Annotated in this window: 21 protein-coding genes; 8 read left to right on the forward strand and 13 right to left on the reverse strand. The window is 62.9% G+C overall.

Annotation, left to right across the window (positions count from 1 at the left end):
- Positions 1-178 precede the first annotated feature (178 nt).
- Positions 179-619 carry a hemerythrin domain-containing protein gene (locus tag R2R70_RS06100; RefSeq protein WP_107334709.1) on the reverse strand — a complete coding sequence of 147 codons (441 nt, stop codon included), beginning with the start codon at positions 617-619 and terminating at the stop codon, positions 179-181.
- Between the two features lie 266 nt (positions 620-885).
- On the opposite strand from R2R70_RS06100, the gene R2R70_RS06105 reads away from it, so the two are divergent.
- The 4 genes from R2R70_RS06105 (at position 886) to R2R70_RS06120 (ending at position 5,925) form a co-directional block, all read left to right on the forward strand.
- Positions 886-3,324: an FdhF/YdeP family oxidoreductase gene (locus R2R70_RS06105; RefSeq protein WP_410977589.1), complete on the forward strand. Its 2,439-nt coding sequence runs from the start codon at positions 886-888 to the stop codon at positions 3,322-3,324.
- Between the two features lie 489 nt (positions 3,325-3,813).
- Entirely contained in the window at positions 3,814-5,118 is a 1,305-nt protein-coding gene (gene codB / locus R2R70_RS06110; RefSeq protein ID WP_410977590.1) for a cytosine permease, read from the forward strand.
- Between the two features lie 169 nt (positions 5,119-5,287).
- Complete coding sequence (locus R2R70_RS06115; RefSeq protein WP_248378087.1) at positions 5,288-5,581, forward strand: type II toxin-antitoxin system RelE/ParE family toxin; 294 nt, start codon at positions 5,288-5,290, stop codon at positions 5,579-5,581.
- A gap of 14 nt (positions 5,582-5,595) precedes the next feature.
- Positions 5,596-5,925: a HigA family addiction module antitoxin gene (locus R2R70_RS06120; RefSeq protein WP_348470936.1), complete on the forward strand. Its 330-nt coding sequence runs from the start codon at positions 5,596-5,598 to the stop codon at positions 5,923-5,925.
- Between the two features lie 144 nt (positions 5,926-6,069).
- Here R2R70_RS06120 and R2R70_RS06125 read toward each other — a convergent pair whose 3' ends face one another.
- The 4 genes from R2R70_RS06125 to R2R70_RS06140 all read right to left on the reverse strand — a co-directional run bounded on the left by R2R70_RS06125 (position 6,070) and on the right by R2R70_RS06140 (position 9,742).
- Entirely contained in the window at positions 6,070-7,062 is a 993-nt protein-coding gene (locus tag R2R70_RS06125; RefSeq protein ID WP_410977591.1) for a DMT family transporter, read from the reverse strand.
- Between the two features lie 120 nt (positions 7,063-7,182).
- Positions 7,183-8,283, reverse strand: coding sequence for a DMT family transporter (locus tag R2R70_RS06130; protein ID WP_410977592.1), 1,101 nt, complete (start codon positions 8,281-8,283; stop codon positions 7,183-7,185).
- Between the two features lie 198 nt (positions 8,284-8,481).
- On the reverse strand, positions 8,482-9,216 hold the full coding sequence (locus tag R2R70_RS06135; RefSeq protein ID WP_348470932.1) for an AraC family transcriptional regulator: 735 nt from the start codon (positions 9,214-9,216) through the stop codon (positions 8,482-8,484).
- Positions 9,217-9,280: 64 nt separating this feature from the next.
- A complete protein-coding gene (locus R2R70_RS06140) occupies positions 9,281-9,742 on the reverse strand; it encodes a carboxypeptidase regulatory-like domain-containing protein (RefSeq protein ID WP_234368172.1) in 462 nt (153 codons plus the stop codon).
- Positions 9,743-10,328: 586 nt separating this feature from the next.
- Between R2R70_RS06140 and R2R70_RS06145 the strand changes: the two genes are divergently transcribed.
- The 4 genes from R2R70_RS06145 (at position 10,329) to R2R70_RS06160 (ending at position 15,125) form a co-directional block, all read left to right on the forward strand.
- A complete protein-coding gene (locus R2R70_RS06145; RefSeq protein WP_131432111.1) occupies positions 10,329-10,877 on the forward strand; it encodes a sugar dehydrogenase complex small subunit in 549 nt (182 codons plus the stop codon).
- A gap of 179 nt (positions 10,878-11,056) precedes the next feature.
- Positions 11,057-12,670, forward strand: a complete 1,614-nt coding sequence (locus R2R70_RS06150) for a GMC family oxidoreductase (RefSeq protein ID WP_348470929.1) — start codon at positions 11,057-11,059, stop codon at positions 12,668-12,670.
- Between the two features lie 2 nt (positions 12,671-12,672).
- Positions 12,673-14,202, forward strand: a complete 1,530-nt coding sequence (locus R2R70_RS06155) for a c-type cytochrome (protein ID WP_410977593.1) — start codon at positions 12,673-12,675, stop codon at positions 14,200-14,202.
- A 389-nt stretch (positions 14,203-14,591) separates the two neighbouring features.
- Positions 14,592-15,125 carry a hypothetical protein gene (locus tag R2R70_RS06160; protein ID WP_054556587.1) on the forward strand — a complete coding sequence of 178 codons (534 nt, stop codon included), beginning with the start codon at positions 14,592-14,594 and terminating at the stop codon, positions 15,123-15,125.
- Positions 15,126-15,258: 133 nt separating this feature from the next.
- On the opposite strand, the gene R2R70_RS06165 is transcribed toward R2R70_RS06160, so the two are convergent.
- From R2R70_RS06165 to rbsD, 8 genes are all read right to left on the reverse strand, one after another.
- The gene (locus tag R2R70_RS06165) at positions 15,259-16,305 is read right to left on the reverse strand and encodes a hypothetical protein (protein ID WP_410977594.1); all 1,047 of its coding nucleotides are present in this window, start codon (positions 16,303-16,305) and stop codon (positions 15,259-15,261) included.
- A 344-nt stretch (positions 16,306-16,649) separates the two neighbouring features.
- Positions 16,650-17,861: a dicarboxylate/amino acid:cation symporter gene (locus tag R2R70_RS06170; RefSeq protein ID WP_348470922.1), complete on the reverse strand. Its 1,212-nt coding sequence runs from the start codon at positions 17,859-17,861 to the stop codon at positions 16,650-16,652.
- A gap of 310 nt (positions 17,862-18,171) precedes the next feature.
- Complete coding sequence (locus R2R70_RS06175; RefSeq protein WP_410977595.1) at positions 18,172-19,314, reverse strand: MFS transporter; 1,143 nt, start codon at positions 19,312-19,314, stop codon at positions 18,172-18,174.
- 362 nt (positions 19,315-19,676) lie between these two features.
- Entirely contained in the window at positions 19,677-20,702 is a 1,026-nt protein-coding gene (locus R2R70_RS06180; protein ID WP_410977596.1) for a LacI family DNA-binding transcriptional regulator, read from the reverse strand.
- 168 nt (positions 20,703-20,870) lie between these two features.
- Positions 20,871-21,773 carry a ribose ABC transporter substrate-binding protein RbsB gene (gene rbsB, locus R2R70_RS06185; protein WP_054556592.1) on the reverse strand — a complete coding sequence of 301 codons (903 nt, stop codon included), beginning with the start codon at positions 21,771-21,773 and terminating at the stop codon, positions 20,871-20,873.
- 145 nt (positions 21,774-21,918) lie between these two features.
- On the reverse strand, positions 21,919-22,896 hold the full coding sequence (gene rbsC, locus R2R70_RS06190) for a ribose ABC transporter permease (RefSeq protein ID WP_107334720.1): 978 nt from the start codon (positions 22,894-22,896) through the stop codon (positions 21,919-21,921).
- Entirely contained in the window at positions 22,896-24,527 is a 1,632-nt protein-coding gene (locus R2R70_RS06195; protein WP_410977597.1) for a sugar ABC transporter ATP-binding protein, read from the reverse strand. The genes rbsC and R2R70_RS06195 overlap by 1 nt, the downstream gene beginning before the upstream one ends.
- Entirely contained in the window at positions 24,527-25,006 is a 480-nt protein-coding gene (gene rbsD / locus R2R70_RS06200; protein WP_410977598.1) for a D-ribose pyranase, read from the reverse strand. Before rbsD ends, R2R70_RS06195 begins: the two co-directional genes overlap by 1 nt.
- Between the last annotated feature and the right edge of the window lie 283 nt (positions 25,007-25,289).

The raw sequence follows: 25,289 nt of genomic DNA on the forward strand, positions 1-25,289 counted from the left end.
CGCTTACACACGCTGTGAGAGACAGTAGCGCCTTCGCCGCAGGGCGAATGCATGACAAAACGGGCTGGCCACATGATGTGGTCAGCCCGTTTTGGTGTGCGTCATCGGCGCTTATCGATAGCGTTCAGCCTGTCACAGCGCCAAGCGCTTTCAACTAGGCCCGATGCTGGATTCTGGCTCAGGCCGCTTCGCGTGCCTTCATGTCCTGGTGATATTCCTCGGCGAGGCGCTTCTTGGTGGCGTCATCGAAGACGCGGCCTGCCAGCTGGAAGACTTCCTGCTCTTCCTCATCCAGGTGGTGGGTCACCAGGTGCTCGAGCTGCTTGGCAGTGGCCAGCCAGCCCGGTGAGCTGTAGTCGGTCGCCTCGAGCTTCTCGACCAGCTCATCGATCTCATGGTGCTCGGCGACACTGTGACGCGCCTTCTCCTGCGTCATGTCGTGCTCCATCATCGGCATGTAGAGCGCGCGCTCCTCAGCGCCGGCGTGATTGGTGAGAGATTCCTTGAGGCGCTTGAACAGGTCATCGCGCGGCTCGCTGTCACCTTCGGTCTGCAGCAGCATCTCCAGCAGGCGGCGCTGTTCGTCGTGGGTCTCGCGCAGGGCTTCAAATACGGTCATGTTCCAGCTCCTCATCATGTCTGGCGTGTTGAGTGGCGGGTCTGCTTGTGTGCGGTCTTGCTCAAGAGCGGTCTTGCTTGTGTCAGGTCTGTACAGCTCTGGTGGCGGATCGGCGGAAGTTCAAGTGCGCAACGCCGATCGGCCTTGAAAAAGCCTTGGCGCGAGGCAAGGAAACAAGGGTGACCCTTGAATTCTTTGCTCGGTGGCGCGTCCGCACGGTGTCTGATCGATGCCAGCTGCCGGCCGCCACCGTCAGGAGCCCCGACATGTCCCAAGACCAGACCACGCCAGTCGATTCCTTCAGCCCCAAGGGGTCCCACGCACCGGCGTTATCGGCGTCGCTGTCCGGCAGTCAGCTGGACCGGCCGCCGGGCGGTGGCTGGCCGTCGATCAAGGCGGTCGAGAAGTTCATCTGGCAGGAGCATCTGCCCATCGAGGGCCATCGCAGCCTGATGAAGATGAACAAGCCCGATGGCTTCTACTGCCCGAGTTGCGCCTGGCCGAATGGCGACAAGCCCAAGGGCGCCAACTTCTGCGAAAACGGTGCCAAGGCGCTGGCGTGGGAGGCGACACGTGAACGTGTCAGTGATGAGCTGTTCGCCAACAACACGCTCAGCGAGCTGCGTGAGTGGTCGGATCACCATCTGGAGAAGGAAGGGCGCTTGACGCGGCCCCTGCGCTACAACGCCCAGACGGACCGCTACGAGATCACCAGCTGGGAAGCGGCCTACGCGGAGATCGGCCAACGCCTCAAGCGCTATGAGGACCCGAACCAGGTCGAGTTCTACACCTCGGGGCGCACCTCCAACGAGGCGGCGTTCCTGTTTTCCCTGTTCGGGCGCATGTACGGCACCAACAACTTCCCGGACTGCTCGAACATGTGCCACGAGACCACCTCGCGGGCGCTGCCGGAGTCCATCGGCATCGGCAAAGCGACGGTCAATCTCGAGGACTTCAAGCAGGCCGATGCCATCTTCATCTTCGGCCAGAACAGCGGTACCAACAGCCCGCGCATGATGGGTGATCTCCACGAGGCGCGTGGCCGAGGGGCCGAGGTGGTCAGCTTCAACCCCCTGCGCGAGCGGGCGCTGGTCAGCTTTGCCGACCCGCAGTCGCCCAAGGACATGCTGAGCGGCAAGGGTGTCGAGATCAGCAGTCAGTATCATCAGCTGCGCATCGGCGGGGACCTCGCTGCCGTGCAGGCGATGTGCAAGTACGTGATCGAGGCCGACGATGCGCTGCGCGAGCGCAATCCGCATGCGGTGGGCTATCTGGATCACGACTTCATCGCCCAGCACACCCACGGTTTTGATGCCTTCGCCGAGCATTGCCGCAAGCTCGAGTGGCAGGACCTGGTCGCCATGTCTGGCCTGTCACGTGAATCGCTGGAACAGGCGGGGCAGACCTATCTGGAGGCCGAGCGCGTGATCTGCTGCTGGGGCATGGGCATCACCCAGCATGCGCGCGGCGGCGACACCATCCAGCAGATCATCAATCTGTTGCTGCTGCGCGGCAATATCGGCAAGCCCGGCGCGGGTGCCTGCCCGATACGCGGCCATTCCAATGTACAGGGCGACCGCACCGTCGGCATCGAGAATCTGCCCAATGACGCGATGCTGGATGCCTTCGATCGGGTCTTCGACATCAAGTGTCCGCGCGAGAACGGCCATGATGTCGCTGAATGCTGCGAGGCGATTCTGCGCGGTGAGGTACGCGCCTTCATCGGCATGGGCGGCAACTTCTTTCGCGCGATTCCCGATCAGAAGCGCGTGGTCGAGAAGGTGCACGAGATGGACATGACGGTGCATATCGCCACCAAGCTCAATCGCAGCCACCTGCACCCCGGCAAGCATGGTTGGGTGCTGCCCACGATCGGCCATAGCGAGCGTGACCTGCAGGCCGGTGCCGATGGCAAGGGCGCGGAGCAGGTCTCCAGCGCCGAGGACGGCATGTGCAACGTTGCGCCGTCGCGTGGCGTGATGGCGCCGGCGGACCCAAGTCTGCACTCCGAGATCGCCATCACCTGTCAGCTGGCCAAGGCGACGTTGCCGCCGCATCCCACCCTGGATTGGGATTGGCTGCAGGCGGATTACGCGCGGATTCGTGATCGTATCGAAGAGGTCTTCCCGCAGATCTTCCCCGACTACAACGCGCGCCTGGCTCAGGGCGGCTTCCATATCCGCATCGCCCCACGCGAGCGCATCTGGCATACCGACTCGGGGCGTGCCAACTTCCTGTTCCCCGAGGGGCTGGGCACGGATGAGGAGGGCCTCGACAAGGTCACCCATGAGACCCTGAACATGGATAGCACCTTCCTGCTCATCACCATGCGCGGTCACGACCAGTTCAATACCACTGTCTATTCAAATGACGACCGCTATCGCGACGTCTATGGCACGCGGATGGTGGTGATGATCAGCCCGCAGGATCTCGAGACGCTGGGGCTGAGCGAGGGTCAGCGCGTGACGCTGGAAACGGTCAGCGAAGACGGCGTCGAGCGCAGCATGGCAGGCTTCAAGCTCAAGGAATACGACATCCCGACGGGCTGTCTGGCAGCGTACTATCCGGAAACCAATGACCTGATTCCGCTGGATCACCGCGATGCGCGCAGCAACACGCCCGCCTCGAAATCGGTGCCGGTCCGGTTGCGCCTGATGGACAGCGAAGAGGTCAACGCCAGCGAAGGGGTGCTGGCGAGCAGCTGAAGGGCTTCAGCATGAACCGCTAAACAAGGAAAGGCTGAAAAAATTTGCATCCTGTACTTGGCGTCAGGTTTTGATGTCAGTGAAGGATGGCGGGAGCCACGCCACGCGCTGCACTGAAAGAGTGCGCCGCGTGGCGTTCTGGTGTCTGGCGCTCAAGATGATGCCAACGTCGGCGTACCTGATGGGTTCGTAGGTGCTGCGCTGGACTTGTCGCAAAATCATTTCTGGAGGCAGTCTTGCGCCCAACCGCGCCTGTTGGCAGGCCGGATCCTGACGCCTGTGTCAGCTTCATGGCACAGGCGGCGAGCTGGCGTCTTGCACGGTTTGAGGATGGGTGGCGTGAATCTTGCGTGGTGGTAGGGTAGCGACCGCCGCTCTGACCTCCGCCCTGCCCGCCACCTTGCCCGCAGGGGGCGGTGGCCGGCGTTCAGGCAGGCTGACACCACCACAAGACTCGACGACTCACGACCGAGCTCCAGGAAGGCACTCATGGCAGAACACTCCTCACCTCATTCCGCAGACCAGGCAACGATGGCAGGCGAATCCGGCAATGATTATCCCTTGAGCGAAGTGCCCGCCTCGGCACGACGGGGACTGCTCTCCACCTCGATGGTGTTGCTCGGCTTCACCTTCTTTACCGCCACCATGTGGGCGGGTGGGTCATTGGGTGCCGCGTTCGCGCTCAATGAACTGCTGTGGATCATCGTGATCGGCAATCTGCTGCTCGGCGGTTACGCCGCCGCCCTGACCTATATCGCCTGCAAGAGTGGCCTCAACTCGGTATTGATGGGCCGGCTGTGCTTTGGCGAGAAGGGCAGCCGCCTGTCTGACTTCGTGCTCGGGTTCACCCAGATCGGCTGGTACGCCTGGGGCACCGCGACCATCGCCATCGTGCTGGTCAAGACGCTCGGCTTGCCGGAGTGGCTGACCACGCCGCTGATGGTCATCTTCGGTTTCGCCTTCTGTCTGACGGCGATGATCGGTTATCGCGGGCTGGACATGCTCTCGCGCATCGCCGTGCCGGCCATGCTGCTGTTCATCCTGTTCAGTCTCTACACCGGCATGGTCGATGTCGGTGGCGTGGCAGGCCTTGCGGCACTGACGCCGACGGATTCCATGAGCTGGACGGCCGCCATTACCGCGGTGATCGGCACCTTCATCAGTGGCGCCACCCAGGCGACCAACTGGAGCCGCTTCGCGCGCTCGCCGAAGATTGCCGTCATTGCCACCTTGGCGGCCTTCTTCGTCGGCAATGGCCTGATGGTGCTCACCGGCGCGCTCGGCGCGATGATCTACCAGCAGGCCGATATCGTCGATGTGATGATCGCCCAGGGGCTGGTCAGCCTCGCCGTCCTGATGCTGTTCCTCAATATCTGGACCACCCAGGACAACACCATCTACAACTTCGCGATCGCCGGCTGCAATCTGCTGCGCACCCCACATCGTCAGCGTGTCACCCTGGGCGGCGCGGCCATCGGCACAGTGCTGGCGGTACTCGGCATGTATGAGTGGCTGATTCCGTTCCTGATTCTGCTCGGCACCTTCATCCCGCCGATCGGCGGCGTGATCATGGCCAACTTCTGGCTCGGTCACAAAGGGCAGTATCCGCGCCTCGCCGAGATGCCCAAGGTCGATTATCACTGGCCGGGCCTCGCCGCCTACGCCATCGCCTGCCTGTGCGCCTGGAGCTCACCCTTCATGCCGCCCGTCGTGGGTGTCGTGGTCGCCTTCGTCGTCTATGGCGGACTGATCAAGCTTGCCAAGGTCGAGCTGGCCAACAAGACGGCGGCATGAGTCGTTGAGTGTCTGATGTGAAGGGCAGAGGAATATGAAACGCCCAACGAGTCCTGGACTCGTTGGGCGTTTTTCATGGGGGGAGAAGCGTCTGGGGAGAGCCACTTCAGGGTAGAGTCACTTGATGCACAATATGGTTGTGCATAGAATAGGGGGAAAAGGTGCTGCCATGGCGGTGGAATTCAGGGATGTGTGGCTCGAGAGCTTCTACGAGCAAGATGTTGGCCACCGCAAGATACCTGCGGCGCTCTCCAGTTCGCTCTATCGCAAGTTGCAGATTCTCGATGCCGCAAGTCAGGAGTCTGATCTGAGGATTCCACCGGGCAATCGATTCGAGCATCTGCAGGGCAATCTCGCAGGTTATTGCTCGATTCGTGTCAACAAGCAGTATCGACTCATCTTCCGATGGGAGGCAGGGATTGCCCATCAAACATATCTAGACCCGCATGCTTACAAGGGCTAGAGGAGGTAGCAGTGATGAGAAACACCCAGCGGCGCCCACTGACGGTAGGAGAGATGTTGACGGCAGAGTTTCTGGAGCCGATGAACATCGACATCCGCACCCTGGCCGAGGCGATGGGAGTGCACAGAAATACCCTGAGCCGTATCGTGCATGACAAGGGGACCTTGACGGCCCCGATGGCCATCAAGCTGGCGGCTGCGTTAGGCAATACGCCGGAGTTCTGGCTCAACATCCAGCATGCCGTGGAGCTTTGGGATGTGCGTCATCGTGCCTATGCGCAGGATGCCAAGGGCGTACGCCGGATAACTCCGCACGTTGATGCCGCCGAGCTTGCCTCGCACTGACGTCGTGCGCTCTTCACGGCGAGTGATTGAGATGGCGTGAGCCCGTGAGTACATGCCCGGCAATGCAAAGCCCCAGCCTGAAACTCAGGCTGGGGCTTTGTGCTTTTCGCATTCGGTAACACCTCGTCGTGCCGCTCGGTTAGATCAGGCGGTGGATGGCTTCACCTGAATCACCAAGCAGACGGCGATAAGCGCCATGCCCAGCCAGCCGAGCGGAGCGATATGTTCCCCGACGATGGTGACGGCGAGCAGGGCGGCGACCAGCGGTTCGAGCAATGTGAGCAGGGTGGCCTTGCTGGCGGCGACGGTCTTCAGGCCGTAGCCGAAGGCGATATAGCCGAGGAACATCGGCACCAGCGCCATGTAGAGCGCGACTGCCGTATTGCCGGGGGTGGCGAACAGGCGCGGGTCGGCCACCAGCATGCTGAGGCCCAGGCCTGCGATCAACGCGATACCGGCGACGCCGAACAGGCTGCCCATGGCGGCGCGGGCGTGGGTGCCGTGGTCCATCATGCGCCGGGCGATCAGCGAATAGGCGGCGTAGGTCGTGCCGGCGATGATGCCCAGCACGATACCGCCCAGACGTTGCCAGTCAGCGTCAGGCACGCTCCCTGACCCTGTCGCCATCGGGTCACCGCCGGCGCTGACGGCGGCAATGTCTCCGCCATGAGTGGCCGTTTCGCCCATCGCCATCATCACTACACCGGCAATGCCCAGCGCGAGGCTGATATACCAGCTCAGCGTGAGTCGGTGATGGCCGAACAGGCGCTCCAGAATCGCCGCGGCCAGTGGCGCCGTGGCGATGGTGATCACCGTGCCGATGGCGACGCCGGCCAGATGCATCGAGGAGTAGAAGGCCAGCGGGTAGATGATGACGCACACGGCGCCGAGCAATACCCAGCGCTTCTGCGCCAGCAACAGGCCCAGGCAGCCCATGATATTGGGCCGCGCGATCACAGCCTGTAGCAAGCCGCCGACGCCCATGGCGAAGGCGCCGGTCGCCAGCGGACTGACATCCTGATTGAAGTGGGCCACCGTGCCGGTGGTGCCCCACAGCAGCGCGGCAAACAGAACGGCGAGGCTACCCATGTCGGCCGACCTTGAAGAGGCAGCGATATCGGAGCGAGTGGTTGTCATGGTGATGTCCTTGCGTGTCTTGCCAATCCCGTGGCCGTTTTCAGTCTCCGCATAAGCGCTGGCGAAAGTGTGCTGAAACCACTTTCGGTCAAGTGAGCTGCCGCGACAGCTGGCTACTGCTCAGGGCGCGCAATGTGACTTGCCCTCAATTTCATCAATGCCGTCGCGTGTGTCGCCGTGTGTATCAACTTGAGCGTCGCAGGCCGTGTCGGGCGTCGTCCAGGCCGCGAGGTCTGCCTGCGGGCTGGCCATCGACGCCTGCGTTGCCTGCGGACGCAATTGCAGCATCAGGCAGGTCATGATCAGCACCATGCCGATGGCCCCCATCAGCGTGAACTGCTCGCCGACCACGATGACGGCCAACAGGCCCGCCACCAGTGGCTCGAACATGGTCAGTACCGTCACCCGGCTGATGGGCACGCTGGCGAGCCCGCGCCCGAAGATGAGGCTGGCCAGCAGCATCGGGATCATTGCCATGTAGATGGCGACCGCCGAATTCACCGGCGTGGCGAACAGGCGCGGATCGAGGAACAGGCAGCTGATGGCCAGGCCGATCAACAGCAGGACGCCGGCACAGCCGAACATCGCCCCCATGGCTGCACGACGATGCACGCCCAGCAGCATCATGCGTCTGGCAAGCAGCGAATAGGTGGCGTAGCTCGCGCCGGCCAGCACGCCCAGCCCGATACCGATGAGCTTGCGGCTCTCGCTGGCAACGCCGCTGGCAGTGGCGTGCGCCGCTGTGTCTGCCAGGCGTGTCTCGCCCATGGCCATCAACCCCACGCCGGCCATGCCCAGCATCAGCGCCGCGCACCAGTGCGCACTGACGCGCTTGCGATCCAGCACATATTCCAGCACCGCTGCCGCCAACGGCGCCGTGGCGATGGTGATCACGGTGCCCATCGCCACGCCGGTGTATTCCATGGCCGAATAGAAGGCCAGTGGGTAGACGATGATGAACAGCGCCGCCCACAGCACGAGATGCTTGTGGACCAGCAGGGCGGCCAGCTCCTCATGGAGGATTCGTCGCGACAGCACGGCCTGCAGAATGCCGCCAAAGCCCATGGCGAAGGCGCCGGTGGCCAACGGGCTGACATCCTGATTGAAGTGGGCGGCGGTGCCGGTCGTGCCCCATAGCAGGGCAGCCGTGAGGACGGAGAGATTGCCGATCTGGCGTTCCAGCGCTGGGCGGAAGGGCGTCCGGGAGAAGGAGTGCTGCATGGTGGATGGCTCGCAATGAAGTGTGTCTCGGTGTGCACGAGATTACGCCTCATCGCGAGAATATATTGTGCTGAAACTACGCTCTAATCTGCCAGGAAAAGCAAAACGTCATATACCGGCAGCGTGCGGTGATTGACTGCTGGGTTCGGGTGCTCAATCGGTTGTTCAGATGATCGAGTCAGTCGGTCATTCAGTCATTCAGTCATTCGGGGGAGTGAGGCTCGAATACTGACGCGTCATCTCGCGTGGCGACTGGCCGAAGTAGCGGGAAAAGCGCCGCGAGAAGGCGGAAAGGTTCTGATAGCCGACGGCCTCGGCGACCTGTTGGACGCTGAGATCGGTATGGATCAACTGCGCCCGCGCGCGCTCCATGCGTCTGGCGGTCAGGTACTGCTTGACGCTGACGCCCAGATTGTCGCGGAACACCTTGTGGAACTGGGTCGGACTCAGATGCGCCAGCTCGGCCAGTGATGCCACGTCGTGGGGCTGGGCCAGCTGCGCGTTCATGACATCGAGCACTCTGAGCAGACGACGATCGACGCGTTGATCACAGGTCTGCTTCTCCAGCAGGCCGAGAAAAAGCGCGATGGAGAGCTGATCGATGTACTTGTCGACCTCACCCTGCAGCTGCGCTTCGAGAAACAGCAGGTAGTTCATCAGCAGGGTGCTGATCGAGAACACCACGCGTTGCGACGCCGCGAGATTGTCGGGCAGGTAGTCCAGATCGGCGACGATGAAACGCGCGGCGTCCTTGGCATGAAACAGGTGCGATTCCCCGGGGCGAATGATGACGCACTCGCCGGTGACCACGGTGCCGTGATGGCTGCCGACCTGGATATCGAGATGGCCGCGGATCGGCAGCACCAGCTGGTGGTGGTCGTGGTCATGACTCGTGGCCTGCGGGGTATAGGCGCGCAGCGAGAGTGTCGTCATGGTGCGGTGGCCATCATCCGACGGTGCAAGGGCAGCAAGCAGAGCAAGAGAAACACGCGGGCTGTCAGCGGCTCAGCTCGATGCTGCGGGTCTGGCCACGGCCGACCTGCACCTGACTGAGAATCAGCGGGCTGCGTGTGCCGTCCGGCAACTGGATGACACCAGCGACATAGAAGGTGCCGGATGGCAGGCCAGTGGCATTGAAGTAGCCATTGCTGTCAGTGCGCACGATGTGGGTATAGGCCTGGGCACGCGGGTCGGCGCGAGACGCCGTCTTGCCCGCCAGCGCCAGTTCCGCGGCTTCGGCGGAGTAAGTGGTGACCGGTGCGATCGAGATGCCCGCCCGGTTGGCGTAGATCGTCTGGCCCTGCCACTCATAGGACATGCGGCCCTTGATCACCGAGGTGCCGGTCTTGTCTAGCTTGGCGTACTCCGCCTCCGGGAAGGCGACGGTGCGCTGGACGCGCTGCTCGCCCTGTTCGGTCTGCGAAGAGCCGAAGTCCGGCAGCGAAATGCTGTCGGCCATGCGCGAGGCGCTTTCACACCCGGCAAGAACGGCGGTACACATGAATAGAGCAAGCGGAGTACGCAAGTGACGAAGCATGGCAAGTCTTCCCTGAAGTCGAGTGATGGGCGGCGCGGGCGTCGGCTCGTGAGCGAGCCAGTCTGGCCACAGCTGCTGCCTTTGCCCCACATCCTACTGCGCCGAGCACAGTCAGGGAACTGCCGGTGAGCGGGAGGCTGGCGCGGGTGACTCTTCCGTCAGGCATCGGCATTCGCGGACATCCGCTGGTAACTCTCGCGGTTTCGACCGACCCTTGTCAGTAGGCCAGCAGCAAGCGTTTGTCCGTGAGCGGGCTGGGTTGCGCAAAGCATGCCTCTGGAGTTGCTTAAACAGGAACTCCCTGTTCATTATACGTTTGTCTATAACGTGATGGCGCTTGTTACCATGCAACTCATCAAACCCTGTGCAAGGGCTGCGCAAGAGCTGTTCAGAACCGCTCAAGGTCTGCTGGTGTGCTGTTCGAGTGCTATTCGGGTGCAGCACACAGGTGGCAATACCGCCTTGTGCACTGGCGTCGGGTGAACCATTTATTGTCCGGGAGGGCCGCATGTCGACATCCCAGAGCGCTACTGATCCTTCACGTCGCCAGCTGTTGAAGCTGGGGCTCGGTGGGGCAGGCATTGCCGTGTTCGGCGGCCTGTCCCTTCAGGCCCTGGCCGAGACGGTCGCTGACGAGCAACAGACGCAGGATGACAGTACCTTCGCGACGTTCATGGTCCTGTCGCGCTGGCTGCTCAGCGACAAGACCCTGGATGAGCGGCTGGGCCAGCGCTACTTCGAGGCGCTGGCGAGAATTCCGGCCGAGGGAGTGCCCGGTGTCGGCAGCTTGCCGGCCCTCAAGACCCGCTTGCTGGCCTTAGGCGAGTCGCGAGAGTACGTGAAACAGGAAGACCTGAGTGACGGCGAGATGGCGCTGGTGCGCCGTCTGCTGCAGGCCTGGATGCTGGGCACGGTCGGCAAGTCGATCAGTGACCCCGCCGCCGAGGTCATTGCCTTCGAGCGCGCTGGCATGTATGCCGGGCCGCGCGATGTGCAGGTGGTGCGTACCTATTGCCCCAATCGCCCGGGGTTCTGGGCAGAGGCACCCAAGGCCTGAGTGGCCACGCTTTTTCCCCAGGCTTGCGCGTGGCGAATAGACGGGCCTTGGGTCCGTCCTTGGTCATCAGCTTCTGACCGGGCGTGGCATCAGTTTCTGACATCGCCTGCGTGCTAGACCTTCCAGGGGCGCCCTGACCGCTCCTGTTGCTGTTCCCAATTTCCCGAGGAGAATCCTGCATGGCCGAGGAATCCCGTTCGTATGATGCCGATGTGATCGTGGTCGGGTCTGGTGTCGCCGGTGCCCTGATCGCACATCGCCTGGCCGAGGCCGGCAAGTCGGTCATCATGCTGGAAGCCGGCCCGCGCATGCAGCGCTGGCAGATCGTCGAGCGCTTCCGCAACCAGGCCAACAAGATGGACTTCATGGGGCCCTATCCTGCCAGCAAGGCAGCGCCCCATCCGATGCTCTACGGCGAGAATGCCGACTATCTGGTGCAGAAGGGCGAGCAGGCCTACGACGCCCAGTACATTCGCGCCGTCGGCGGCACTACCTGGCACTGGGCGGCGTCTTCCTGGCGTTTCCTGCCCAGTGATTTCGTGCTCAAGAGCGAGTATGGCGTCGGGCGCGACTGGCCGATCGGCTATGACGATCTGGAAGACTATTACTTCCGGGCCGAGGTCGCGCTGGGTGTCTGGGGGCCGAATGATGTCGATCTCGGCAGCCCGCGCAGCGCTGAGTATCCGATGGCACCGCTGCCGCTGTCGTGGAACGAGCGGCGGGTCAGCGAGCGCATCAATCCCCACGGCTTTGACATGGTCACCGAGCCGGTGGCGCGCAACAGCCGCCCCTATGATGAGCGCCCGACCTGCTGCGGCAACAACAACTGCATGCCCATCTGCCCGATCGGCGCGATGTATTCCGGCATCATCCATGTCGAGAAGGCCGAACGTGCCGGTGCCAGGTTGATCGACAATGCCATCGTGCATCACCTGGAAAGCGATGCCAGCGGCAAGATTCGCGAGGTACGTTATCTGGACCCCGACGGCAAGCAGCATCGCCTGAGTGCGGCGCGAGTGGTGCTGGCGGCCAATGGCATCGAGACGCCCAAGCTGATGCAGATGTCGGTCAACGCCCATACCCCCGATGGGGTGGGTAACCAGAACGACATGGTCGGCCGGCATCTTATGGACCATCCCGGCACCGGGGTGAGCTTTCTGGCCGATGAGCCGCTGTGGGCCGGGCGTGGCCCTCAGGAGATGACCTCGATCATCACCTGGCGCGACGGCGACTTCCGCAAGGACTTCGCGTCCAAGAAGCTGCACCTGTCCAACATTGCCCGCACGCAGCAGATGACCACGGAGGTGCTGTCGGAAACACCGCTCAGGCTCGGCGCGGATCTGCAGGCGCAGATCGATAACCGCGCCAGCCGCTATGTGCAGTTCGACAGCTTCCACGAGCTGTTGCCAGAGGCTGCCAATCGCATCACGCCGTCAAAAAAACGTGACGCTCTCGGCCTGCCGCGCCCGGAATTCCGTTATGCTATCGATGATTACGTCAAGCGCAGCGCCGCGCATACCCGTGAACAATATGCGCGTATCGCTCAGCTGATGGGAGGCACCGACATCGCGTTCCGTGATGAGTTCTCCAACAACCAGCATATCTGCGGTACGACCCTGATGGGAGACAACCCCAAAGACTCCGTGGTGGATCGCGATTGCCGAGTACATGGCCATGACAACCTGTTTGTCGCCAGCTCCGGCAGCATGCCCACCGTCGGGTCGGTCAATTGCACCCTGACCATCGCGGCGTTGTCTCTGCGTATTGCCGATCTGCTCGAACAGGAAATATAAGCATGGTCCCGCACGTCCGTACTGCTGGCACCCGTGATGCCATTGATGAGAAAGGTCGCGGTGCCCGCCCGATCCTTCGTCCCGCACGCCTGACCCGTGCCGTCCGCCTGGCCGCCATTGCGGGCACCAGCGCCTTGTTGCTTAGCGCCTGTGGTAGCGGCGAGGACGAGCACGCCAGCCAGGTGGAAGCCGACAAGGCCGCCACCAATGACCCCGCGCTGATCGAGAAGGGTCTGTACATGGCGCGCGCCAGCGATTGCGCGGCCTGTCACAGCACCGAGGACGGCGATGAATATGCCGGTGGCCTCGGCTTCGAGACCCCGGTGGGCGAGATCTACGCCACCAACATCACCCCGGACACCGAGCACGGCATCGGCAACTACACCCTCGCGGAGTACACCCGTGTGCTGCGCGAGGGCGAGGCTGCCGATGGTCACAACCTCTATCCGGCGATGCCGTTCCCGTCCTACGCCCGTCTGACGGATGAGGACATCAAGGCGCTCTACGCCTGGAACATGCATGAGGTGACGCCGAGCAGTACGCCCAACCGCGAAAGCGAGATTCCGTTCCCGCTCAACATGCGCTGGCCGATGGCGCTGTGGGAAGAGATCTTCTCGCCGCTGGAGCCGTGGCAGGACCACGAGGACAAGAGCGATGACTGGAACCGCGGTGCCTATCTCGTCCAGGGGCCGGGCCACTGTGGCAGCTGTCACACCGAGCGTGGCTTCGCCTTCCAGGAAACGGCACTGACCGGTGATGAAGAAGGCTATCTCGGCGGGGCGATGATCGAAGGCTGGCGCGCCTTCAACCTCACGCCGGACATGCAGGATGGACTGGGCAGCTGGAGCGAGCAGGATATCCAGACCTATCTGGCGACCGGCAACCTCAAGGGCAAGGCGCAGGCTGGCGGCCCGATGGCGGATGTGGTCGAGCACTCCATGCGTCACATGAGTGAAGATGACCTGCGCGCCATCGCGGTCTATCTGAAGTCGATTCCAGCGGTGGATGGCAAGGGCGAGCAGGGCGAGGCGGTCAATGATGGCGATCGCGAGGCCGAAAGCGAGCCGCAGGTCGCCACGCGCTTCAATCAGGGTGCACCGGCCGATGACGTGCTGTTGCTGCGCGGTCAGCCGCTGGACAAGCGCCCCGATGATGAAGACCTGATCGGTCAGCTGAATGACGCGACTCCGGGCGTGCGTCTGTATCTGGGCCACTGCGCCATGTGTCACGGCGCGGATGGCGCCGGCACCCAGGATGGCTACTACCCGTCGTTGTTCCACAACAGCGTGACCGGCAGTGTCTATCCGGACAATCTGGCCCAGGCGATCCTCAATGGCGTGCAGCGTGAGAACAATGGTCACAGTGTCTTCATGCCGGCCTTCGATGACAGCCTGACCGATGATGAGCTGATCAACCTGATGGACTATCTCGAGAATCGCTTCGGGGAAGGTCATCAGTCCGAGACGCTGGCATCACCCGACACGCGTCGTCAGCAGCTGAGCGACAAGCTCGAGGACTGGCGCAAGCACTGAATCCGGTGCAGGCACTGAGTCCGGTGCAGGCACTGAGTCCGGTGCAGGCGCTGAGGTCTGTGCTGACAGGCCTGCGCAAGCGCTTGGTCGCTGAGTAAAAAGACAGCCCATGAAAGTGGGCTGTCTTTTCCGTGACCTGCCCCATGGCGCCGAGAGTGCGGTTGTCGTGTGCGTTCAGGCCGTCTCATCCCGTGTTCAGTTTCATCCGTGACTGGATCATCCGTGACTGGCGATGTCACACAATTGGGGTAATATTGCCCCATGCAGGACCCCCGATTCACATTCATCCCGCTCGGGTTGCGCTCAAATGCAGCACAAACTGAAGAACTGCGGTAGAATGTGCGCCCAGACTTTAGCTCTTTATCAATTATTCGAGGCAACATAGCAGTATGACCGACGCTAATCTTGACGACCAGCTTGCATCCCTGTTTCAGGAGCAGGACACCAAGCAGGACCAGAACGCCCGCATCAAGGAGCTGGAGCGTCAGCTGCGTGAAGCCAGCAAAGAAGCCGACAAGCTCCGTAATGCCCGTGACAAGGCAAAGAAGGAAGTCGAAGACCTGCGCGCTCGCAACGAACGCCTGAGCGAGAAAGCCGCAGCCTCTGACAAGCACCGCAAGCAGGTCGAACACGAGTTCAACCAGAAGCTGGTGCAGTACAAGGCACGTCTGGCACGCGAACAGGCCATCGCCCAGTCTCGCATGATGCCGATGGGCGCAGCCGTCGAGGAAGCGACCGAAGAAGCCGATGCGGCCTCTCTGGAAGACCTCGGCCTCAACGCTGCCGCTATCCGTGCCCTGACTGACGCTGGCTACGACGACGTCGCCAAGGTTCGCAAGGCTCACGCCGATGGCGTGATCTCTGAAGTCAAGGGCATCGGCCCGAAGGCTCAGTCCCAGATCGCTGAAGCCCTCGACGCCTGATCGTTGCCGTTGATCGAAAAAACCCGCCAATCGGCGGGTTTTTTTGTGTCTGTCATTCGCCCTGTGGCGGGCATGACCGCTGGATCTAGTGCTGGGTCTACTGCTGGGTTTACTGCTGGGTTTACTGCTGGGTTTACTGCTGGAGCTCAGGCCAGCTGACCGCTGACTGTTGCCCGCCCAGCCAGTCCTTGAGGGCGGTGCGCATGTCGGCGGTCGGGATAGAGCGTCCGTTCAGCGCATGCACCACCCTGGGCAGGCTCGGTGCCTCACCGGCATCCGCCGGCCAGGCCTGCTTGAGCGTGAAGGCGAGCTTCATCTGCTCCTCACCGTGCAGGCTCTGCTGCATGCGGGCGTGTGCGACGGCCAGCGACTCGAGCTCGGCCTCAAGACTGGCATCCTCGATATCGGCGCGGCTGGCCAGCAGCATGCGCGGCAGGTCGAGCATGTCGGCGCGCGGCAGCCAGTCCTTGGACAGCGGATGCAGCGACACCAGACGCGTCGCGTCATCGCCGTTGAGGAAGGCGGCGTGCATCTTGCGGCTGTTGATCAGCGCCTGGGGCGCATCGCCGACATATTCATCGCCTTCAAGCTCTTCCAGCGAGCGCGGGCTGACCAGCTGCATGCTGGAGCCGACCTTGACCTCGACCCACTGCTTCAAGGCCAGATGCGAGCGTGCATCGTCATCGCTGATCACCACTCGCACCGCACGCGTGGTGTCGTTGAGGAAGCGGATCAGCAGCTCCTGCGGCTCGAACAATTCGGTGTAGCGGATCAGCTCGTCACGCGCGACCAGGCTGACATCGTCGAGATCCGCGCCGTCCAGCACTCGCAGTGACATGCCGCCTTCGGCCAGAGCCTTGAGCATCTGCGGCGTCAGGTAGGCGGCGTCGAGGCTACCGTCGCTCAGCCCTTGCTCCACGGCCTCGTGGCTTGAGAACTGCTTGAGCATCAGCGGGCTGCTCAGTTGCTCATCGAGGGTGCCCTCGGCTTCGAGCATCACGGCGGGACTGACGCTGACACCGCCATCGGCGGGCATGCCGATCTCCAGCGCGCTGGCGTGCTGGGCAAGGGTCAGGCTGGCAGTGGTGAGCGACAGGGTGGCGAACATGCGTGCCAGACGCGGGCGAGATATCGGTAGTGATATCGAAGGACAGAACAGTGCAGGGGGAAGCAGGGACATCTGGCACTCCGGCAACGGTAACAGGGTGATGGCGTACGGCAGCGATGACAGCACTCGCGCGTGGGCGCCAATGGTAGCCGTTTGGCCTGTGGGTGTCAGGCACGGCGCGGCGTCATGTCTCACCTCGCCGCCGGCACGCCATCCTGCGGGGTGATTGAGAGGATTGCCGTGAGGAAGACCGTGGAGATGAGCGTATGGATGACCGTATGGATGACCGCGGGCATGAAAAAGCCCCGTCTCCGAAAGGAGGCGGGGCTTTTGACGACTGTCAGCACAGGTGGCTCAGCTCACTTCTTGCACGGCTCAGAGCATGAGACAGCTCACGGCTCAGCACATAGGGCAGCTCACGGCTGTGAGCGTGCCACCGGTGCTTCACCGGTCGCGGCATCCGACTCGGGAGTAGCCACTACTCCATCGCGGCGCGCGAAGTGATCGACCCACAGCGCGATCACGCCGTCGCCGGTGACGTTGGTGGCGGTACCGAAGCTGTCCTGGGCCAGATACAGCGCGATCATCAGGCCAAGTTCCGCCTCGCCAAAGCCGAGCATGCTGCCCAGCACGCCAAGCGCCGCCATCACCGCGCCACCCGGTGCCCCGGGCGCGGCGATCATGGTCAGGCCCAGCATGATCAAAAACGGAATCACTTCGCCGAGGCTTGCGAGTGCCAGGTTGTGGCTCATCATCATCACGGCGGTGGCGCAGGTGACGATGGTGATGGTGGAACCGGACAGGTGGATGGTGGCGCACAGCGGCACACTGAAGTTGGCCACTTCATCGCTGACGCCATTGGCCTTGGTCTGACGCAGGCTGACCGGGATGGTCGCCGCCGACGACATGGTGCCCAGCGCCGTCAGGTAGGCCGGCAGCATGTTGCGCAGGAGGCCCAGCGGAGAACGACGCTGGATCAGGCCGGTGATCAGGTAGGCCGTGCTCAGCCAGATCCAGTGCATAACGATCGCCAGCACCAGCACCTTCCAGAAGGTATCCAGAGTCGACAGCGCCTTGCCCTCGTAGGCCATCTCGGCAAAGGTGCCGGCGATGAACAGGGGCAGCAGCGGGATGATGACGCGATTGAGGAACACCTCGACCACTTCACGCGATTCGAAGACGGCGCTTTTCAGGGTCGGCAGTTCGCGGCGGCTGATGACCACGCCGAACACGAAGGCCAGCACCAAGGCCGTCATCACCGGCAGTGCCGCGGGGATTTCGAGATCGAGAAAGGGAGTCAGGGCATCGCGGCCTTCAGCGACCGGCGCCATGCCGGACAGCATGCCGGGCAGCAGGTTGCTGGCCACCAGGAAGGCGAAGATGCCGGCCAGAATCGTCGACCCGTAGGCCATGCCGACGGTGCGACCCAGCATGGCGCCGGAATTCTTCGGCAGCGACGCGATGCCGCTCATGACGTAGAACAGGATGATCAACGGGATGGTGAAGTTGATCAGCTGGCCGATGATGACCTTGGCGGTCAGCGCGGCACGTACGAGGGCATCCGGGGCCATCAGGCCGATCAGCAGGCCGGCAATGATGCCGAGGATAAGTTTGACGATGAGCTTCATGTGGATCTCGAGGGTTTGACGGGTTCTTGCCCCGATAACGGGTCGTGAATCGCGTACCACCTCGGCGACGCACCGAAATGGCGCGCAGAGTTTACCTGAATTGCGCCACCATTTCAGGCGCCTGGCCAGCTGCCGTGGCATGGGGTGTGAATGCCCATGACTCGACGTGCTGACCAGGCGCCATCTCAGGCTCTCAGCCGTTCATCGCTTCGCTTTCATCACTTTCGCGCTTTCTCTTTCGCGCCTCGCTTGCCCACCCAGCGCTTCGCTTGCGCTCTCGTTTCACTCTCTTGATCTCACTGTCCTGATCTCACTGTGTTGAAGAGGCCGAGCGACGCTGCTTCACACCATGATGAACCAGTGCCACCGCTGACAGTGCCAGCCCGAACAGTGACATGCCCTGCCAGCCATATACGCTCATCATCTTGACGCCGATGGCGGAACCGGCTGCCGCACCGAGGTAATAGCACAGCATGTAGACGGCGTTCATGCGGCTCTGGGCCTTGGGGTCGATCGAGAACACGCGCACCTGGTTGGGAATCTGGGCCGCGAAGACGCCCAGGTCCAGCAGGATGATGCCGACGATCAGTCCGGCCAGGCTGTCACCCCACGCGGCGAGTACCGCGAAGGACGCCAGCACCATCACCAGGGCGAAGCTGATCAGACGCCCCGCGCCGACACGATTGACCAGTCGGCCCGCCGCCTTGGCACCGAAGATGCCCGCCAGCCCGATGATGCCGAACAGCCCCGCCTGCTGGACGCTGTAGTCAAACGGCGCATCGGTGACGTGAATGGCCAGCGTCGCCCACATGGCATTGAAGGCCGCGAACCACAGCGCGCCGGTCAGCGCGGATTCCCGCAGTAGGGCATGTTGCTTGAACAGCGTGCCCATCGAGGCGATCAGTCTGGGGTAGGCCATCTGCACGGCAGGCGCGCGGCTGGGCAGGTGACGATGCAGCAGCACACCGATGATGACGGTGATGATGGCCGCCACCAGGAAGACGCTGCGCCAGCCCCAGTATCCGCCGATGCTGCCGCTCAGGGTGCGTGACAGCAGTATGCCGATGGTCAGCCCTGTCATCAGGGTGGCGATGTTCTTGCCGCGCGCCTCGGGGGTGGACAGCGAGGCGGTCAGCGGAATCAGCTGCTGGGTGATGTTGGCGCCCAGTCCGGCCACGAAGCTTGCCAGCAACAGCGGCCAGAAACTGGGGGCCAGGAAGATGCCCAGTGAGGCCAGTGCCAGGGTGATGGACAGATTGCGGATCAGCTGGCGTCTGTCCATGGTGTCGCCCAGCGGCGAGATCAGCAGGATGGCGGCGGCATAGCCGAATTGGGTCGCAGAGGGAATCAGGCCGATCGTGCCCTGGCTCACGCCCAGTGAGCGGGCCATCTCCGCCAGCAGCGGCTGGTTGTAGTACAGATTGGCGGCAGTCGCGGCGACCGCGATCGCCATCAGCAGCAACAACCCGCGGCCAATGGCGGGCGTGCTGTCGGCCTCTGGTGTCGATGTCGGCGTGTCAGTGCCTGCCTGGACAGTATCTGATCGCGCAGTGCCCGATGGAGAAGTGCTTGAAGGGGAAGTGCTTGAAGAAGTGCCTGTCACCTGGGTGTCCTCATGTTCGTGCTGCCAGGCGTGGCAGCGGTGATTCACGAGGGGCAGAGTAGGCAGTGTTCACCTATAAGAGAAATGTTGTTGTTTGATATGTTTGATGCTCATCTGGTATATATCCTGAGATCTACCTTGGAGGCGTTAAATCCTGGCTGCGCTCAAGCCTGACTGTGCTCAAACGTGGCTGCGCTCAAACGTAGCTGTGCTTAAACGTGGCCCAGAAGGCACTGGCCTGGCCGCGCGACACTGTCGCGTTCCACCAGCCTCGGGGCCAGTTGGGTCTGGCCCGGGAAGGGAGTGCCTTCCAGACGTGCGATCAGCTGATCGACGGCCGTGGTGCCCAGCGCATAGATCGGCTGGCGGATGGTGGTCAGGGCGGGTGAGAGGTAGGCACTGATCTCGATATCGTCGTAGCCGATGATCGAAAGTTGCTTCGGTACCTCAAGGCCCAGGTCCTGGGCGGCGCGCAGACAGCCCAGCGCCAGCAGGTCATTGAAGGCGAAGATGGCATCGGGTCTGTCGGCCGGATTGGCCAGCAGCAGGTGGGCCGCGCGATGACCGTCGGCCAGCATCAACTGGGTCGCGATCTGCCAGTCCTCGGCGAGCCCCAGACCGGCGGCGTGCAGGGCGTCCAGTGCTCCGCTCAGGCGCTCGCGGGAACGGGCATGATCACGAGGCCCGGTCAGCAGGGCGATGCGCTCGATCCCCTGCGCCAGCAGGTGCTCGATGGCAAGTTTGCCCCCCAGGCGTGAATCGTCATTGACCACCGTCATGTCCCAGCCCGGCTGGGGCTCGGCGTCCATCATCACCGTCGGCAGTGGCAGGGCGCTGAGCGCCTCGAGAAAGCCGGCGCCGTTCTCGGCCGTCATCACTACCAAGCCATCGATGCGTCGGTCCCGCAGCGTCTCGAGATAACTGAGCTGCTTGGCGTCGATATCGTCACTGTTGCACAGGATCAGGCTGTAGCCCGCCTGGTAGCAGCGGTCCTCGACACCGCGGATCACCTCGGCGAAGAAGGGGTTGTGCGCACTGGTGACGATCATCCCCAGGGTGCGACTGCGGTTGGACTTCAGTGCTCGGGCAACACTGTCCGGTCGATAGCCAAGTGTGGCAATCGACTCGCGTACGCGTGCTTCAGTCGCGCTGGCCACCGGGCGGGTGGCATTGACGACATGCGACACCGTGGTTACCGAAACTCCAGCGTGTGCCGCCACATCCTTGAGTCGAATCACTTTTCTATCCCTGGTGGTGAGCCTGATGGTGAAAGTCGAGCGGGCGTCACTGGCCCTGCGAGGCGAGCAAGACACGCCATTGATGGAAAGACGCAAAAAGACGAAAAAACGCCGGCCAGTGGCCGGCGTCCTGTCTTACGATGCAGGCGGCGTGAGCCGTGTGATCGCTTATTCGGTGATCAGCTTGAGCGGCACGGAGATGGTCTTCTCGACGTCTTCGTCCTTGAGCAGCTTGTCGGCGGTATCGACGCCGAGGCTGCCGATCAGCGCCGGTTGCTGGGCGACGGTGGCGTCCATCTTGCCGGCCTGCACGGCCTTGATGCCCTCATCGGTGCCATCGAAGCCGACCAGCAGGATGTCCTTGCCGGTGGCCTGCAGCGCACGCTGGGCACCGAGCGCCATCTCATCGTTCTGGGCAAAGACGGCATTCACGCCCGGATGCGCCTGCAGCAGGTTCTCCATCACGTTCAGGCCCTGGGTGCGGTTGAAGTTGGCCGGCTGAGTGGCCACCAGGCTGAGGCCTGACTGGCCGTCGATGGCCTTCATGAAGCCTTCACCGCGATCACGCGTGGCCGAGGCGCCGGCGACGCCTTCCAGCTGTACGATCTCACCCTTGCCTGCGAGTTTCTCGGCGATGAAATTGCCCGCCAGTTCGCCACCGGCGACGTTGTCGGAGGCGACGTGCGCCGCGACACGACCACCGTTGGCGCTGCGATCCAGTGTCACCACCGGCACATTGCGGCCATTGGCGGTGCGCACGCTGGAGACCACGGCATCGGAATCGGTCGGGTTGATCAGCAGCAGGTCGACGCCGCGGGACAGGGCGTCCTCGACGTTGGACAGCTCACGCGCGGCGTCATCGCCGGAATCCAGTACGATCAGCTCGTGGCCCAGTTCCTCGGCCTTGTCCTTGGCACCCTGCTGGAGGCTGACGAAGAACGGGTTGTTCAGCGTCGAGACCACCAGCGCGATCTTGTCGGCCATGGCGGATTGCACCGGCATCAAGCTCAGGCCTGCGGCAGTGATGGCGGTGGTCAGCGTGGAGGTGAGCAGTTTTCCGTTCTTCTTCATGGCGATGGTCCTTTCGTTGTTGTCGGCGACCCGCTGGAGGGCCCCCGTGGTTGGCGCACGGGGGCGAGGGTCTTCGATGCTGCCGGGAATGAAACCGTGTCGTGTATTACTTACTTGCTCTTCTATTTCTGCGGTACTTGCTCTTCTATTTCTGCGCGCGGCTGTCGATCAGTACCGCGAGCAGTATGACGGCGCCCTTGGCGATCATCTGGTAGTAGCTGGAGACGCCCATGATGTTCAGCGCATTGTTGAGCACGCCGATCACCAGTGCCCCGATCAAGGTGCCGAAGATGCGTCCACGGCCACCCATCAGGCTGGTGCCGCCGATGACGACCGCCGCGATGGCGTCCAGCTCGTAACCGGTGCCGGCATTCGGCTGTGCCGAGCCCAGACGCGCGGCGAGGATGGCACCGGCCAGTGCCGCGAAGGCACCCGCGATGGCATAGACACTGATCTTGATGCGATTGACGTTGATGCCGGACAGGCGCGCGACCTTCTCACCACCGCCGACCGCATATACGTGACGCCCGAAGCGGGTGTGATGCAGCACGCCCCAGCACAGCACGTAGACGAAGAACATCATGTAGATCGGGATCGGCACGCCGAGCCAGTAACCGCCGCCCAGATTCCAGAAGCTGTCGGCGGCTTCGCTGACGCCGATGGAGACCGGGCGGCCATCGGTGTAGACGAGCGTGGCACCGCGCAGCACCGTCATCGCCACCAGCGTGACGATGAAGGCCTGGATGCGACCGAAGGCGACGAACAGGCCGGAAATGGCGCCCAGGCCGGCACCGGCGATGATGGTGCCCGGCACGCTCAGCCAGGGGGAAAGGCCGGCGGCGGTCATCGAGGCCGCAAAGGCGCCGGTCAGCGCCAGTACCGCGCCGACGGACAGATCGATGCCCGCGGTGAGGATGACGAAGGTCACGCCCATGGCGATGATGGCATTGATGCTTGTCTGGCGGAGCACGTTGAGCAGGTTGTCGGACGACAGGAAGTTGTCGGACAGGCCGGCGCTTACGGCGATCAGCAGAGCCAGCGCGATCAGCGCCTTGTTGTCGACCAGCAGGCGCATGACGTCGAGGCGGCGGCCGCTGGCGGCAGAGGAAGAAGGAGTAGACATCAGTTCGGCATCTCGTGGCGGGAAGCGGAGGAATCGGGGGTAGAAGACGGGCGTGCGGTAGAGCGTGATGCAGCGTTTGTCGATGAAGTGCTGGTTTTCGAAGCGCTGTCGCCGCTGAGCGGGCTCTCGAGGCCCGAGGCCGCGGTCATGATCGCTTCCTGAGTCGCGTTCTCACGGCTGAACTCGCCGGAGATGCGCCCATCGGCGACCACCAGAATGCGATCGGCCAGGCCGAGCAGTTCAGGCATTTCGGAGGAGATCAGCAGCACGCACTTGCCCTGGCGCTTTAGCTCATTGATCAGCAGGTAGATCTCGCGCTTGGCGCCGACATCCACGCCACGGGTCGGTTCATCGAGAATCACCAGCTCCGGCGCCGGCATCAGTGCCTTGGCCAGCGACACCTTCTGCTGGTTGCCGCCGGACAGCGTATCGACCGGCTGGTCGGTATTGCTGACCTTGATCTGCATGCTCTTGACGAAGTTTTCGACGGCGGCGGCTTCCTCGCCATGACGAATGCGCCCGAACGCGCCACAGAAACTCGGTAGGGCGCTCAACGACATGTTGCTGGCCACCGAGTGGGCGAGAATCAGGCCCGCCTGCTTGCGGTCTTCCGGCACGTATACCAGACCCGCGGCCAATGCCTCGGCCGGCGAGGAAAATCTCACCGGCTGACCATGCAGCTGCACGCTGCCGGCGCTGATGCGGGTATCGCCGCACAGGGCACGGGCCAGTTCGGTACGCCCGGCGCCCATCAGGCCGCCAAACCCGAGCACTTCTCCGCGGCGGGCAGAGAAGCTGATGCCCTTGACGCCCGGTGCCTCGAGATCCTTCACCTCGAGCATCATCTCGCCATCAGGGCTGGCGGGCGTGTAAGGGTAGCGTTCTGCCAGCTCGCGACCGACCATCAGGCGAATCAGCCCATCTTCATCCAGCTCCGCCGTCGGCCCCTGGTGGATCATCTGGCCATCGCGCAGCACGGCGACTTCATCGCACATGCTGAAGATCTCGTTCAGGCGGTGGGTGATCAGGACCAGCGAGCGGCCTTCGGCGCGCAGTTCCGCGACGACCTCGGCGAGAATCTCGGTCTCGATGTCGGTGAGCGCATCGGTGGGCTCATCCATGATGATGATCTCGGCGTCCAGCGACAGCGCACGCGCGATCTCGACCATCTGCTGCTGACCGATGCTCAGCTCGCTGACGGCGGTGCGGGAATCCAGCGATTGGCGCAGGCGGTCGAGCAGCTGGCGGGCATCGCGATGCAGACGCTTCCAGTCGACGGTGCCCAGCGCGGTGCGCGGCTCACGGCCGAGGAAGATGTTCTCGCCGGCGGACAGGCCCGGCACCAGATTGAGTTCCTGGTGGATGATGGCGATGCGGCTGTCCATCGCCTGACGCGGGGTGGTGAAGACCACTTCCTCGTCACGCAGCCACAGCGTGCCGGCGTCATAGCGATAGACGCCGGAGAGAATCTTCATCAGCGTCGACTTGCCCGCGCCATTCTCGCCGGCCAGCGCATGCACCCGCCCCGCGCGCAGCGTCAGGTCGACACCCTTGAGCACGCTGACCCCGGAGAAGCCCTTGTCGATGCCCTTGAGTGCCATCAGCACCCGTGGTTGTGCATGGCTCTGCATCAGAAGGGCACTCCACAGTGCAGGATCACGTTGGCGTACGGCGTGCACTCGCCCGTGCGCACGATGACGCTCGCCTCGGGCAGCGCCGCCTTGAAGGCTTCATGACTGAGCTGCTGGCGGCCGATCGGTGCGAGTGACAGGCGGTCCAGGGTGTCCAGACGTTCGACGATGGCGTCATGGAAGGAGGGGCTCTTGACCGGCAGTTCCTCGGCCAGGGTCGTGGCCTCGATGCACAGCTCGGCCAGCAGGGCGTCCAGCACCGGCAGCAGGGCGGGCAGGCCGGGAACCACCGCGAGATCGACACAGGGCACGCCCTCGGGAATCGGCAGGCCGGCGTCGGCGATCACCACGGTATGGGTATGGCCGAGACGGGCGAGGTGGCCACTGAGAGGTCCGTTCAAGATGCCGTGTCGTTTCACGTCGCAGTCCTTGGGTAAAGCAGGAATGAGTCGATCCAGTGTCTGAATCCGCTGGTTCACAATGGCGCCAATTATGAACCGCAAACGTTTGCGGTGCGGTAAGCGATACGTCGTAGGCGCTGTAGGGTGACTACCTTTCTGTAGTCTGAGGTCCAATACGGGGTGTGCTCGTGAGGTGGTCAAAAGGGAAGGCGATCGAAAGGAAGGTGATCGAAAGAAGGTGATCGAAAGAAGGTGATCGAAAGAAGGTGATCGAAAGAAGGTGATCGAAAGAAGAAGGCGCTCACACAAGAAAACGTCTGCACAAGAAAGCCCTCAAGTTCACGAAGCCTGTGCCGATAGC

Origin of the sequence: Cobetia sp. SIMBA_158 (assembly GCF_046566945.1) — a bacterium.
GTDB lineage: Bacteria > Pseudomonadota > Gammaproteobacteria > Pseudomonadales > Halomonadaceae > Cobetia > Cobetia amphilecti.